General features: G+C 67.9%; 8 protein-coding genes. 4 read left to right on the forward strand and 4 right to left on the reverse strand.

The window, feature by feature from the left end; all coding sequences use genetic code 11:
* The 3 genes from MU407_RS14485 to MU407_RS08235 all read right to left on the reverse strand — a co-directional run.
* A partial coding sequence (locus MU407_RS14485; RefSeq protein WP_348648008.1) for a helix-turn-helix domain-containing protein occupies positions 1 to 92 on the reverse strand: 92 nt, incomplete at its 3' end.
* Between the two features lie 188 nt (positions 93 to 280).
* Positions 281 to 1,057, reverse strand: coding sequence for a hypothetical protein (locus MU407_RS08230; RefSeq protein WP_246956659.1), 777 nt, complete (start codon positions 1,055 to 1,057; stop codon positions 281 to 283).
* Positions 1,058 to 1,095: 38 nt separating this feature from the next.
* A protein-coding gene (locus MU407_RS08235) for an IS3 family transposase (RefSeq protein WP_246956660.1) occupies positions 1,096 to 2,246 on the reverse strand; the annotation gives its coding sequence in 2 pieces (ribosomal slippage) (positions 1,096 to 1,976 and positions 1,976 to 2,246; 1,152 coding nt in all).
* Between the two features lie 182 nt (positions 2,247 to 2,428).
* On the opposite strand from MU407_RS08235, the gene MU407_RS08240 reads away from it, so the two are divergent.
* A complete protein-coding gene (locus MU407_RS08240) occupies positions 2,429 to 3,442 on the forward strand; it encodes a hypothetical protein (RefSeq protein ID WP_246956661.1) in 1,014 nt (337 codons plus the stop codon).
* Positions 3,443 to 3,610: 168 nt separating this feature from the next.
* On the opposite strand, the gene adhE is transcribed toward MU407_RS08240, so the two are convergent.
* Positions 3,611 to 6,376 (reverse strand): bifunctional acetaldehyde-CoA/alcohol dehydrogenase, encoded by a 2,766-nt coding sequence (adhE, locus tag MU407_RS08245; RefSeq protein ID WP_246956662.1) that lies wholly within the window; start codon positions 6,374 to 6,376, stop codon positions 3,611 to 3,613.
* 809 nt (positions 6,377 to 7,185) lie between these two features.
* Here adhE and rplJ point away from each other — a divergent pair.
* From rplJ to MU407_RS08260, 3 genes are all read left to right on the forward strand, one after another.
* Positions 7,186 to 7,704 (forward strand): 50S ribosomal protein L10, encoded by a 519-nt coding sequence (gene rplJ / locus MU407_RS08250; RefSeq protein WP_102235385.1) that lies wholly within the window; start codon positions 7,186 to 7,188, stop codon positions 7,702 to 7,704.
* Positions 7,705 to 7,869: 165 nt separating this feature from the next.
* The gene (gene rplL / locus MU407_RS08255; RefSeq protein ID WP_102235384.1) at positions 7,870 to 8,259 is read left to right on the forward strand and encodes a 50S ribosomal protein L7/L12; all 390 of its coding nucleotides are present in this window, start codon (positions 7,870 to 7,872) and stop codon (positions 8,257 to 8,259) included.
* Positions 8,260 to 8,468: 209 nt separating this feature from the next.
* Positions 8,469 to 13,850 carry a S8 family serine peptidase gene (locus MU407_RS08260; RefSeq protein WP_246956663.1) on the forward strand — a complete coding sequence of 1,794 codons (5,382 nt, stop codon included), beginning with the start codon at positions 8,469 to 8,471 and terminating at the stop codon, positions 13,848 to 13,850.
* Positions 13,851 to 14,132 lie beyond the last annotated feature (282 nt).

Below are 14,132 nucleotides of genomic sequence, written 5' to 3' on the forward strand. Positions count from 1 at the left end.
AGGTGACGGGCGATCCTCCGCACCGACCAGCCCGCTTTCGAGGCCGTCGAGATCTCCGACCTGTCACTGAACGACAACCCCACCCGCGCCATCCGCACACTCCACCGATCAGACCCCCGCCGACCGGAGGTGTTGCTTCGACGCTATGACACCACCCGGGCCCTTCTGGTTGCCTCGCTCGCTAGCCATTCTGGCAATGCGACTGATAATCGTTCGCAATAGTAGCAAGTCTTGAAGGGGAGCTAAGCGTGCACGAGGGCACCTGTGTCGTGTGTCGTGCTCAGCCGGAGGCCCGGTTCGTAGGCCGCTGGTGAGGTTTAGCGATCTCGAAGATTGGCTTAACCTTCGGCTTGTGCTGCAGGTATTTCACGGTCACGCGGGTGCCAATGGGGTAGTGGTCGTCCATGAACTGTTCGGTGTACTCGCGCGCGTTGCCTGAGACATCGGTGAAGCGCACCCAGGCGAAGGTTTCGGGCCCTGAATCCCAGTTGTGATTGCACTTGATGATCGTGCCGGTTGTGACGGTGCCGTTCTCGAGCAGCTCAGTGTCTTCGGCTGCCTTGGCGAAGCTGCGGCGCCTATCAAGCTCGAGCAGAATGATGATGAAGACGCCCGCTACTGCGAAGAACAGGGCATCGAATAGGTCTCTCTCTTCGGGGCTCAAAAAGTGTCCAACGCCGTAAACGATGCCGAGTAGACCGAGGGGCGTCAGGTTGCGCTGGTCGAACTGAATCGGACGCCTAAGCTTTCTCGGCGAATACTCGTCATTATAAATTTCAGCGGTGTCGTCGAGCTCGCCAGCAATGATGGTGAGGAAGGGCGCGATACCGCCCAGCACAATTATCGGGGCCCAGTCGAATAGCCAGTGGACAATGCCCGGCAGCGTCACTCCAAACAGCGAATCCGGCCCGTAGCCATTGATGAAACCGGCCACGAGAGCCACGATCGTGAGCGGGTTTGCGATGCTGCGCAGGTGGAATGCCCAGCGCTTGAATCGAGCCTCTAGTTCGGATGCTTTTGTTGACCGGGCCACTTGAAACTGATCCTTTCGCAGCACGCTCTCAGTCGGGGCAATAGGCCGCTGAGCCGCCCCCTTCATTCGGTCCGGACGTTCTGTGAGTCGTCGGTTTCCATTTGATGGGTGCACTGCCGAGCGTACTCGGCTGGGGTTAGGTAGCCGAGCGAGGAGTGCCGGCGGTGGTGGTTGTACTCGTCCTTCCAGTCGCCGATGATGACCTGTGCGTGCAGCAGCGAGTAGAAGCTGTTGATGTTGAGGCACTCGTCGCGGATCCGGCTGTTGAACGACTCGACGTACCCGTTGTGCCAGGGCGAGCCGGGCGGAATGTAGAACAGGCCGGTACGGGTGCCGGCCCAGTTGGCCATCTCATCGCTGATGAACTCGGGACCGTTGTCGGATCGGAGTACCGCGGGGGCGCCGCGGACGGCGACGAGGTCCTCGAGATGGGCGGTGAGCCGGTCCGCGGTGATCGACCGTTCGACAAGCCCGCCGATGCACTCGCGGGTGTGCTTGTCGAGGATGGAGCAGATCTTGATCGGACGGCCCTGCTCGTCCGCGTCGAACTGGAAGTCCACCGCCCACACGAGGTTCGGTGCGACCGCTGCCGGGGCGTCGACGGTCGAAGACTCAACGCGTTTGCGGCGACGCCGCTGCGGGACGCGCAGCCCTTCCTCGCGCCAGAGCCGTTGGATCTTCTTGTGGTTCACGAACCACCCCTCGCCGCGGGCATCGTGGTAGGCCCTGCGGTATCCCCACCGCGGGTGCTTCTTCGCATACGCCCGCAGCCAGTCCCGCAATGCCAGGTCCGGGTCGGCTGTCGTCTCGCTCTGGAGCGGGCGACGGTATGCGGAGCTGCTCAGCCCGGCCAGACGGCACGCCATTCGTTCGCTCACCCGCAGCTTGCGCTTGAGGTGGTTGACGGCGGCGCGGCGCCTGCCCGGGCCTAGAAGTTTCCCTCAGCCAGCTCCTTGAGCGCGGCCTTCTCGAGCTCTGCTTCGGCCAGCAGCCGCTTGAGCGTGGCGTTGTGCTTCTCAAGCTCCTTCAGCCGCTTCGCGTCGTCGGCCTTCAGCCCGCCGTACTGGTTCCGCCACCGGTAATACGTCTGCTCGGACACTCCGAGATCTCGACACACCCCGGCGATGTCGCTCCCGTTGGCGAGCATCCTGTCGGCCTGCCCGAGCTTGCGGACGACCTGCTCCGGAGTGTGACGCTTCCTGCTGTTCGTCATGATCTGTCCAGTCTCCCTGCCCGGACCCGGGCAACAGGACGACTCACACAACCACCGGACCTACCAAACGGGGTCAGCCCGGCGGCATAGCAGCGGTTGCCATCTGCCTTCCCGGGTTCATCGGCATCATCACCTCGCTCGCAGCACGTGCCCTCGCCGCGTGGGGACAGCGATACGGCATCGTGAGCGCCCTGGTCGCAGGACGCCTCATGATGGCCGATCCGGGAGCGGTGCGACGCCTCAGTGCCGGCATGGCCCTGGTCATTATCCTCGTGGCCCACCTCATGACGCTCGGCACCATGACCACCTCAACATTCAGGGAGGCCGCTGCCCTGCGAGACCGCTTCGGGGACTCCCTGCTGGTACTGGACACCTCCCGCAGCGGTGATGAGGCGCCGCAGCTCGTGGATGATGCGCTCTCGGGCAACGGTGATGTCATCGCCGTGATGACCCAATACGGGAACTCCCCGAGCGACCCGGTCCGCGCAACGGTCACCGGATCCTGCGATGCGCTGACAGCGCTCAGCCTGCCGTGCACCGATGGTCCGCTGGAGACGTCGGATCAGGTGGATGACGACAGAGGACGCTGGATGCTCGATGGCATCGACGAGGTGCAGATCGCCGTGGGCAGCGCCTGGGATATCTCCCCCGATGGGGAAGCGCCCGCAATCTATGCCGTCTCACTGGACGGCGAGGATCTTCCCCGCGAGGAGATCGCGATTGAACTGTCCCAGCAGGTGCTGCCCCGCTCCGAGCTGTCGAACATCGGCGAGGAGTGGCTGCAGGGCTACTGGACCGGCTACGACAGCTTCTACCGCTGGCACCCGTTGATCGCAGTAGTGGCAACAGTGCTGCTGGCGCTGGCGATCTCCGGTGTCGTGCTCGGGGACTCCGATGGAGCATCGGATCGGCTCGGGGTGCTGAGCATGTGGGCACCCGGGCCGGGGCTCTCCCTCGGGGTCGCAGTCGGTCGAGTCCTGATCCCGTTGCTGGCCGCCATCGTCACCGGCGGTGTCACCGCCTTCGCCACGACGTTCCCCTACACACTTCCACCGTTCAACGGATTCCTCCCGCCGGGATACTTCCTGGCCACCTCGGTGCTGCCGGTGCTGGCGGCACTGGTCATGGCCGCAATCGCGGCCCTCGCGCAGCACCGAGCCCTGCGTCGATGGCGGCCCGGTGTGTCGTCTGCGTGAGCCATCCCGGTGGCACTCCGCCCAGGAGACGGCAATGTCCCGACCCGCATCATCGAGATCACGGAAAAGAGGTCAAGCCGCGGTGCGCGGCTGACCGCACTCAGCGAAGGGCCCCGCACCGATCACCGGTGCGGGGCCCTCCTCTCAGCTGTTCAGCCGTTCAGCGACTCACGCCTTGCCCTGCTCGCGCTCGCGCTCGGGGTCCACGGAGTCCACGAGCTCGGCGGTGTCATCGGCGCCCTCGGCATCGCCGGGCAGCGCCTCCTCGATCGCGACCGCGGAGGCCGTGGTGGACGGCGCTGCGACGGTGCCGCCGGTGCGCTTGGTGTACCCCACCTCGCCCTCGAAGGCGTCCATGATCAGCTCCTTGAGCTCGATCACGAGCGGCTCCTTGGGGTTCGCCGGGGTGCACTGGTCCTCGAAGGCCCGGTAGGCCAGCTCGTCGATGACCTCATCCAGGTGCTCCTGGGTGGCGCCGTTGGCCTTGAGGCTCAGCTCGATGCCGAGGTCCTCGGCCAGCTTGCTGACCTCGTCGATCAGCGACTGCACGCCCTCCTCCGTGGTGGAGGCCGGGAAGCCCATGAAGCGCGCGAACTCGGCGAGGTCCTCATCGGCTTTGTAGCTCTCGTACTTCGGGAAGATCGCGTGCTTGTACGGCTTGGTGGCGTTGTAGCGGATGACGTGCGGCAGGAAGATCGCGTTGGTGCGGCCGTGGGCGATCTCGAACTCGGCACCGCACTTGTGCGACAGCGAGTGCACGATCCCCAGGAACGCATTGGCGAAGGCCATGCCGGCCATGGCGGAGGCGTTGTGCATCTTCTCCTTCGCATCCATGTCGTCCTCGAGCACCGCCTTGCGGAGGTTCTCGAAGATCAGCTGTCCGGCCCGCAGCGAGAGCCCGCGGGTGTAGTCCGAGGCCATCACCGAGACGAACGACTCGATCGAGTGGGTCAGCGCATCCAGGCCCGAATCCGCTGCCGTGCGCCGCGGCACGGTGTCCACGAACTGCGCGTCCACGATCGCGACCGACGGGGTCAGTGCGTAGTCCGCCAGCGGGTACTTCACGTGGGTCTCGGAGTCGGTGATCACCGCGAACGGGGTGCACTCCGAGCCGGTGCCCGAGGTGGTCGGGATCGCCACGAACTCCGCCTTCTGCCCCAGCTTCGGGAAGCGGTAGGTGCGCTTGCGGATGTCCATGAACTTCTGCTTCATGCCGAAGTAGCTGGCCTCGGGGTGCTCGTAGAACAGCCACATGCCCTTGGCAGCGTCCATCGCGGAGCCGCCGCCGAGCGCGATGATGCAGTCCGGCTCGAAGTCCCGCATCCACTGAGCCCCCTTGAACACGGTCTGCGAGGAGGGGTTCGGCTCGACGTCGGAGAAGATCGTCCAGGCCACCTCCTGCCGACGCTGCTTGAGGTGATCGATGAGGATGTCCACGTAGCCGAACTGCACCATGCCGGGGTCGGTGACGATGAAGACCCGGTTGATCTCCGGCATCTTCTGCAGGTACTGCACCGAGTAGCGCTCGAAGTAGGTCTTCGGGGGCACCTTGAACCACTGCATGTTGTTCCGCCGTTCCGCGATCCGCTTGACGTTGATGAGGTCCGTCGCGCTGACGTTGTGCGAGACGGAGTTGTGGCCGTAGGAGCCGCAGCCCAGGGTGAGTGAGGGGATCAGGCCGTTGTACACATCGCCGATGCCGCCCAGGGCGCTGGGGGAGTTGGCGACGATGCGGCAGGCCTTCATCCGCAGCCCGTACTGCCGCTCGATCGCCGCATTCTGCGTGTGGATCACGGCGGTGTGGCCGAGCCCGCCGAACTCCAGCATCTTCGTGGCCTTCTCGAAGCCCTCTTCAGGGCCGGAGACCGTCATCATCGCGAGCACCGGGCAGAGCTTCTCGCGCGAGAGCGGGTGGTCCTCGCCGACGTCCTCGATGCGGGCCAGCAGCAGCTTGGTGCCCTCGGGAACCTCGATCCCGGCGCCGCGGGCGATCTCGGCGGCGCTCTGGCCCACCACGGAGGCGGCAATCCCGCCCTTCTCGGTGACCATGAAGTCCTCGAGCTTGGCGCGCTCGGCGTCGCTGAGGACGTGCGTGCCGTACTTCTGGAACTCGGCCAGCAGCTGATCGGCGATCTCCTCATCGACGATGATCGCCTGCTCGGAGGCGCAGATCATGCCGTTGTCGAAGGTCTTGGACATCAGCAGGTCGTTCACGGTGCGGGAGATCTTCGCGGTCTTCTCCACGTACACCGGCACGTTGCCGGGGCCCACGCCGAGCGCGGGCTTTCCGGTGGAGTAGGCGGCCTTGACCATGCCGGAGCCGCCGGTGGCCAGCGTCAGCGCTACGCCGGGGTGGTTCAGCAGCGCGTCGGTCGCCTCGAGCGACGGCTCGGTGATCCACTGGATGCAGTTCTCCGGGGCGCCGGCCTCGACCGCGGCCTCGTGCATGATCCGTGCGGCGGCGGCGGAGCACTGCTGGGCGCTGGGGTGGAAGGCGAACACGATCGGGTTACGGGTCATGATCGAGATCAGGCACTTGAACATGACCGTCGAGGTGGGGTTGGTGACGGGGGTGACCCCGGCGACCACGCCGACGGGCTCGGCGATCTCGGTGATGCCCTTCTGCTTGTCCTCGGCGATGACGCCGACGGTGCGGTTGTACTTGATCGCGTTCCAGATGTATTCGGTGGCGAAGATGTTCTTCACGCACTTGTCCTCGAACAGACCGCGGCCGGTCTCCTCGACGGCGAGCTTCGCCAGGGGCATGTGCTGGTCCACGCCGGCCAGCGCCATGGCGTGGACGATCGCGGTGATGGTCTCCTGATCGTAGGAGTCGAAGGCCTTGAGCGCCTCCTGGGCGCGGGTGACCAGGCCGTCGATCGTGGCCTGCGTGGGTGACGGCGAGGTGGTCGTGGTATCGGCGTTGCCGGTCATGATCTCGTCTCGGTCCTTGCCTGGTTCGGCGGGAAGCCCCTCCGGGTGGTGGGGCCGACGGCTCTGGGTGTCCGTCAGGTATCACGGTAGCCAGGGCCGACGGGGCGCGCCACCCCCTTGAAGAAACTTCGACAAAAAGGGTGTTTATGCAGGTCAGGGCTGCGCGTAGGGGGTCGGCGGTGGTGGCGTGGGGTGGGCGTCGGCTCCCGGACCTCGCGGATCGGCGATGACTTGGCGAAAGTGCCCCAAGTCTTTCGTCCCGCCCCGACCAGCGGATTCGATGATGTGATGAAGCCTGGGGGAGGAGCGGCGTTCCCGCGAAGTCGCAGCGCGCCGGGATCGTCCGGGTGGTCGCCCGAGGCGTAGCGGGGACGAGAGTCCCTTTGCGTCACTTCGACAACATGGCGCGTGAGGGACATCACCGCCGATGGGGGATTGCCGGGCGCCTCCTGGGTCGCAGAGCTCCCTGAATCGTGACGCCCCCTGGCTTGTCGCGCCCGCGGCGCCGCGGTGCTCGCAAGGTGTGACGCATTCCGCCGCTGACCCCGTGGCGCAGCGTGGTTCCCCTCGGCTACTGTGGAGCCACCGAAGACCGCCGGTCGTCGCCCTCGACCCCGAGGGGGACCGAAGATCTCCCGCACGGGATGGCCTGCGCAGGTGATGAAGCGACCCCCGCATGGTCGCACCCGCCCGACTGCTGTCGGCGTGCGGTGCCGCCGTGCCCTGTGGCCTCGACACCTGCGTGTCGAGGCCTTTCTCATGTCTGGGCGCCCTTCACCCGGTGGCGAGAGACCTCTGGAAGGAGGGCCATGGCGAACCCCGAGAAGGCGGCCGCGGTCCAGGAGATCGTGGAGCTGTTCCGCGACTCCGACGCCGCCGTCATCACCGAGTATCGCGGCCTCAGCGTGGGGGAGCTCCAGCAGCTCCGTCGCGCGCTGGGTTCCGAGACGACCTACGCCGTGGTGAAGAACACGCTCACGGAGATCGCTGCCCGCGAGGCTGGCATCGACGTCTTCGACGGCACGCTCAGCGGGCCGACCGCCATCGCCTTCATCAAGGGCGAGCCGGTGGAGCCCGCGAAGGCTCTGCGTGACTTCGCCAAGGATCACGAGAAGCTCGTGGTCAAGTCCGGCTACTTCGAGGGCAAGCTGCTCTCGGAGCAGGACGTCCAGAAGCTCGCGGACCTCGAGTCCCGCGAGGTGCTCCTGGCCAAGGCCGCCGGCGCCATGAAGGCGTCGATGTCCCAGGCCGCCGCAGTGTTTGCGGCGCCGCTGTCCAAGGCAGCGCGCACCGTGGACGCGCTGCGGGCGAAGCAGGAGGCCGCCTGAGCCCCGGCTCACGGCCACCGCATCCACAGCCGCAGCGCTGTTCCCGGTCGCTCCGACGGAGCGGCCACCGCTTGACCTGGCGCACCCGCGCCACGTGACATCGGGCGCACCCGCGCCGTTCAACACCGCAGGGACACAGGTCCCACGACAGGAAGGAACGCCATCATGGCGAAGCTCAGCAACGACGAGCTCATCGAAGCTTTCAAGGAGATGTCCCTCATCGAGCTCTCCGAGTTCGTGAAGCAGTTCGAGGAGGTCTTCGAGGTCACCGCCGCTGCCCCCGTGGCCGTCGCCGCCGCTGGCGGTGCCGCTGCCGGTGGCGACGCCCCGGCCGAGGAGGAGAAGGACGAGTTCGACGTCATCCTCGAGTCCGCCGGCTCCGCGAAGATCGCCGTCATCAAGGAGGTGCGCGGCCTGACTTCCCTCGGTCTGAAGGAGGCCAAGGCTCTGGTGGACGAGGCTCCCAAGCCCGTCCTCGAGGGTGCCAAGAAGGAGGACGCCGAGGCCGCCAAGGCGAAGCTCGAGGAGGCCGGCGCCACCGTCACCCTCAAGTGATCGACCGCGCACGTCACCGCGTGCGCCTCACCTGAGGGCGGTATCTCCGCCAACTCATCGGAAGGGCCGTCCCGCATCTGCGGGGCGGCCCTTCCGCCTGTCTGAGACCTTTTCGTGACTTTCGAAATATGAGAAAGCTCTGAGAGAACTCTGAGTGAACTCTAGGCTGGGCCGGGACTTCAGTCCCTCCGATCTTTCGGGAGCTTTTCGTGCCCATCAGGCCCCTGCGTCGACTCTGCGCCCTCAGCGGCGCCCTCCTCCTCGGAACCCTGGGCCTGGGCGTGACCGGCGCCGCCGCGGACCCCTCCCCGCCTCCCGAAAAGCCCGGCATCGGCGCTGCACCGGCGGGCGGCACCCCCACCATCCCGGACGCCCTGGATGCGGCGCCCGTGCAGGTCATCGTCCTGCTGCGCGACCAGCCCACGCAGCTGTCGCTCGCCGCCGAGAAGGACCGCCTGCGCACCCAGCAGCAGCTGCTCGAGGACTGGTCGAGCACCTACGGCCTGCAGGTGGATCGCCAGTTCGGCTACCTCGTCAACGGCTTCTCCGCCACCGTCCCCGGGGACCGCCTGGCCGATCTCTCCCTCGAGCCCGAGGTTCTCTCGGTGCGTCGCGAACGCATCTACGAGCGCACCGAGCACACCGCCCGTGACACCCACGGCGTGCCCACCGCGTTCGGTCAGCATGACGTCGACGGCACGGGCATGGTCGTGTCGATCATCGACTCGGGCCTGGACCCCAGCCATCCCGCCATGCGCCTGGATGACTGCGGTGCTGCCGCGATCCAGCGCATCAACCCCGCCGCCGACGCCGGCTTCACCTGCAAGATCCCCGACGGGTACAACTACGCCGACGAGAGCTACGAGATCACCGATGCCGTCGTCGACGCACACGGCCAGCACGTGGCCGGTATCGTCGGCGCCAATGGCTCCCCGGGCGAGCAGCCCGGTGACTTCGCGACCACCGGCGAGCTCGACGGCGTGGCTCCCAACGCTCAGCTGCTGGCGATGAAGGTCTTCTCCAACTCCGGCGGCGGCGCGAAGGACTCCGACATCGTGGCCGCCATCGAGGACTCCGTGAAGCTCGATGCGGACGTCATCAACATGTCGCTCGGCTCCTCCAACGGGCACAAGAACGCCTCGGACGCCACCTCCCTCGCGATCGAAGCCGCCCGTGAGGCGGGGGTGCTCACCGTGATCGCCGCCGGCAACGACGGCCAGAACTTCTCGCCCAGCGGCTCCGCGGACGACGCTCTGGGCCTGCTCGACGACGGCACCGTCGGCGCTCCCGGCACCCAGGGCTCCGCGCTGACCGTCGCCTCCCTCGACAACGCCGCCATCACGCAGCCCATGGCGTACGTGAACGATGACGCCGAGGGCATCCCCTACTCCCCGGCGACCGGCGAGCATGACGGCGAGCCCCATCCGCTGGTCGACATCGGCTTGGCCGAGCCCGCGGACGTCGAAGGGAAGGACCTCAGCGGCTCCTACGCCCTGATCCAGCGCGGCGAGATCGCCTTCTCCGAGAAGTACGCCAACGCCATCGCCGCCGGCGCCGAGGGCGTGGTCGTCTACAACACCGAGGATGCCCCCTTCGGCATGGCCGGTGTGGAGGACCAGACCCTCCCTGGTATCACCCTGAGCGGCCCCGTCGGCGAAGCGCTCGCCGCGCGGGTCGCCGCCGGCCCCACCACCATCCGCATCACCGATGAGGTGGGTGTCCTCCCGGGCGCCGACGGCCTGGCAGCTTCCTCCTTCACGTCCTGGGGCACCACCCCCACCCTGGACTTCGAACCGGAGATCGCCGGAATCGGCGGCAACGTCTACTCCACCTACAACGACGGCACCTACGGCACCAGCTCCGGCACCTCCATGGCTTCGCCGAACGTCGCGGGCCTGAGCGCCCTGCTGCTCGAGCACCTGGCGGAGACCCGCCCCGAGGTCACCGGCGCCGAGCGTGTGGATCTCGCGACCGTCATGCTCATGAACACCGCGCAGGTCCCGGTCGAGGAGTCCGGCGTGCCCACCTCGCCCCGTCGCGTCGGCGCGGGCCTGGCCCGGATCGACCTGGCGTTGGATTCCCAGGTCATCGCGACCGTCGACGGCGAGGGCGCGGCCGCGCTGCGCGAGATGGACGGCCCGCAGACCTTCACCGTGACCCTCACCAGCACGGGCAGCGAGGACCTGCGCTTCACCCTGCCGCAGGTCGACGTCATCGCCGAGACCAATGAGCCCGGCGCTGCCACCACCACGCGCGTCTCCGGCGGCAGCGTGAGCACCCCGGATACCGTGACCGTCCCTGCCGGCGGCACGGCGACCGTCGAGGTGACCGTCACCCCGGAGAGCACCGACCCCCACTTCCTGGGCGGCTGGGTGCTGTTCGAAGCGGCTGATGCCCAGCAGCCTGATCTGCGGGTTCCCTTCCTGGGCTTCGCGGGGGAGTGGAACGCTGAGCCGATTCTCCTGCCCGCCGGCGAGGACCTCGCGGATCTGGGCGTGCAGACCGAGCTGCTCACCAGCTGGGCCGGGCAGACCCTCCCGCTGCGCAGCGAGATGGGCGAGTTCTGGCTCTCGCCCAACGGTGACGGCGATATGGACACCATCGCCGCGAACCTCATGCTCCTGCGCAACGCCGCCGAGGCGCGCTACACCGTGCTGGATGCCTCCGGCGAGGAGGTCACGGTGATCGGTGAGGAGCAGGATCTGCGGCGGCCGCTGCTGGGAGACTTCGCCGCGGTCGAGGACCCCCGCGCCCTGCAGTGGACCGGCTATACCTTCGACGGCATCACCTGGGACGCCCAGGAGGCGGACTTCGTCGCGCTGCCCGATGGTCGGTATACCTACCGCGTCAGCACCCGGCTGTCCGAGGATCAGCCCTGGCAGCACGTGGACCTGCCCTTCGGGATCGATGCAACCGCCCCGGTCATCGAGTTCGGCGCCTATGAGGGCGGTCAGCTGCCCTTCACCGTGATCGAAGACGGCTCCGGCGTTCTCGCCGCGCCCACGGCCACCGATGCCGCGGGTCAGGAGCTGCCCGTCACCGAGACGCCCGATGGCGGCTACGTCATCGAGGTCGAGGCCCAGCAGGCCCCCTACGTGACCGTCTCCGTGCTCGATGCCGGATTCAACCTCGGGGTGGGCACGCAGGTCTTCGAGCCCACCACCCTCATCGTCGACAGCGCCGAGCAGTTCGCGGCAGCCCCCATCGGCCCCGGCTCCATGCTGGTGCAGGACGGCACCCTGCTGCTGAACGGCTACGTCTCCTCCGATATCGTCGAGGTGCGCGTGGGCGAGGAGGTCGTGGATTCCTCCAACGGCCGGTTCCGCGTCGGCGTGCCCCTGCGCGAGGGGGAGCAGGAGATCCTCGTCGAGGGTCTGGGCGCTGATGGTCAGGTGCTCCAGGAGCAGAGCGTCACCGTCACCTATGACTCCACCGCCCCGGTGCTGGAGATCACCGCGCTCGAGACCGACACCGACGGCGGCGCCATGATCAGCGACGATGGCACCGTCACCATCGGCGGCACCGTCACCGATGAACGGGAGGGCGCCGAGCTCACTGTGAGCGCGGGCGATCAGACCGTCGAGGTCGGTCCCGACGGAAGCTTCGAGATCACGGTGACGCCGGCGGAGGACGCCGCGGCGATCACCCTCGTGGCCTCCGACGGCGTGAACAAGGACGCGACCGCGATCCCGCTGTCCGGACGCACCCCCGCCCAGACCTGGGAGATGCCCACCTTCGAGGGCGTCGAGTTCCTGCCGGAGGTCGGCGCGATGTTCGTGCCCGGCGACACCCCGGACATCGACGCCTCCGGTGAGGTGCTCACCCTGCACGGCACCTTGCCCGGCGGCGGCACCCTCACCCTGACGCCTGGCAACCGCGTGGGGGAGGACGGCTCCTACCGTGACCCCGCGCCTATCCCCGCGCAGATCGCCGAGGACGGCAGCTTCACCGTGGACGTGCCCGTGGCGACCGGGGAGAACCACGTGCGCATGGTGATCACCGATGCGGATGGCACCGTGCGGTACGACCGCGGCGTGGCGATCTACGTCGATGTGGTCGCCCCGAGCCTCACCGTCGAGGAGCCGACGCTGGTGGGCGGGACCCTCTACACGAACGCTCCCGACGTCCACTTCGTGGGCACCGCCTCCGATGACGGCTGGGGCTATGCGCTGAGGCTCAACGACTCCACCGTCGTGGAGCGCATGGACTTCTCCAGCCCCGGCGAGATTTCCAACCGGCGCGAGTTCTCCACGGACCTCACCGTGGCCGACGGCGACACCCTGCTGCTGCAGTTCTCCGACGCCAACGGCAACGTCCTGGTAGGCCTGATCCCCGTCGTGCTCGACCAGGACGCCCCCACCGTCGAGATCGAGGGCGTGCAGGACTCCGAGGTCCTCGAGGATCGGCCCGAGCTGGAGATCGCCGCCCAGGATCCGCACCTGGCGAGCCTGCAGGTGATGGTCGACGGCACGGTGGTCCACGAGGCAGTCACCGAGCTGGCCACCACCGAGCACAGCGTCGAGGACGCCCTGGTGGACGTGCGCGACCTCGAGCCGGAGGATGCGGCCGACGGAGAGGCTGAGGCTGCGGCCGATGCTGCGGCGGCGGCCACGGCCGAGGACGCTCCGGCAGAGACGACCGCGCCGGAGAAGGAGGCCCCGGCCGCGATCTTCCGCGCGAGCGGGGCCCGCACCGCGGCGGCGCAGGAGATGCTCGAGGCCACGGTCACAACCGCGGATCTCGCCTCCGGCGAGCACGTCCTGACGGTGATCGCCACCGACCTGGCCGGCAACACCACCACGGAGGCCCGGGCCTTCACCCTGCGTGAGGTGCTCGAGCTCAGCGGACCTGAGACCGTGGAGCTGACGATCGACCGTGAACTGCTCGGGGAACAGGCTGCGCTCGCCGAGCAGGTGCTCGAGGAGTTCACCGCCACGCTCGATGGCAGCGCCGAGGCGGCCGACGAGGCCGGAGTGCAGATCCGCCTGGCCCCCGGCAGCGTCCTGCGCGACGGGAAGCAGACCGTCACCGTGCTCGCCACCCGCCCGGATGGCGGCACCGTGGAGGCAGAGGTCACGGTGAGCATCGAGCTGACGGTGCGCACCCTACGCGATGGCGACGTCACCGCGACCTCGACCTTCCGCAGCGATGACGCGCTGAGCGCGAGCATCGAGAACGCGGAAGGGGGAGCGCGGGTGCTGACCCTCAGCACGCTGCATGCGCCGCTGACCGCGAAGATCACCGTGCCCGGTCAGAAGGGGGAGCGAGTGCTGCGGATCCTCGCCGACGGCACCCGGATCCCCGTGCGCTCGACCCTGAAGGACGGCACGCTCGTCTTCGAAGGGCCCTCGAACGGCACCTACCTGCTGCTGCCGCCCGGAGCGCCCTCCGACAGCGGTCCGCAGCAGCCGGGCGCACCGGGACAGAACCCCGGTCCTGGCGCCGGTGGGCCGGGCGCCGGTGACCAGGCGCCGGGCCGGTCCGGCGGACCCCTCGTGCGCACCGGCACCGAGGCGCTCATCCCGCTGCTGGCAGGGGCATCCCTGCTGCTGGCGGGGGCCGGACTGCTGGTGGCGCGCCGCCGCCGCTGATCCGGGCGGAGCCCGCTGAGGCACCGCAGCTGACCGCAGGCGCGCGGACGTCGACCCCTCGACGTCCGCGCGCCTGCTTGACGCCCAGCGTGAATGGGGTCATGATTTTCCCCGTACGGAGCTCCTCCGACCCCCTCCGGTCAGGCCTCAGCCGCCGGTGAGAGCGGGGAGGCTCCCTGCACAGCCCCGCGCCAGACATATAGCGGTCGACGCGGATGGAACTGTCGCTGCGGCGACCCTTGTGTCCATCCGCGATCTTGTGTATCGTCGGTCCTTGCGCTG

This window comes from Brachybacterium sp. Marseille-Q7125 (genome assembly GCF_023062615.1).
Taxonomy (GTDB): Bacteria; Actinomycetota; Actinomycetes; order Actinomycetales; family Dermabacteraceae; genus Brachybacterium.

Coding starts and splice junctions, on each gene's coding strand:
- rplJ (WP_102235385.1), top strand. CDS start 7,186: ATGGCGAACCCCGAGAAGGCGGCCGCGGTCCAGGAGATCGTGGAGCTG.
- rplL (WP_102235384.1), top strand. CDS start 7,870: ATGGCGAAGCTCAGCAACGACGAGCTCATCGAAGCTTTCAAGGAGATG.
- adhE (WP_246956662.1), bottom strand. CDS start 6,376: ATGACCGGCAACGCCGATACCACGACCACCTCGCCGTCACCCACGCAG.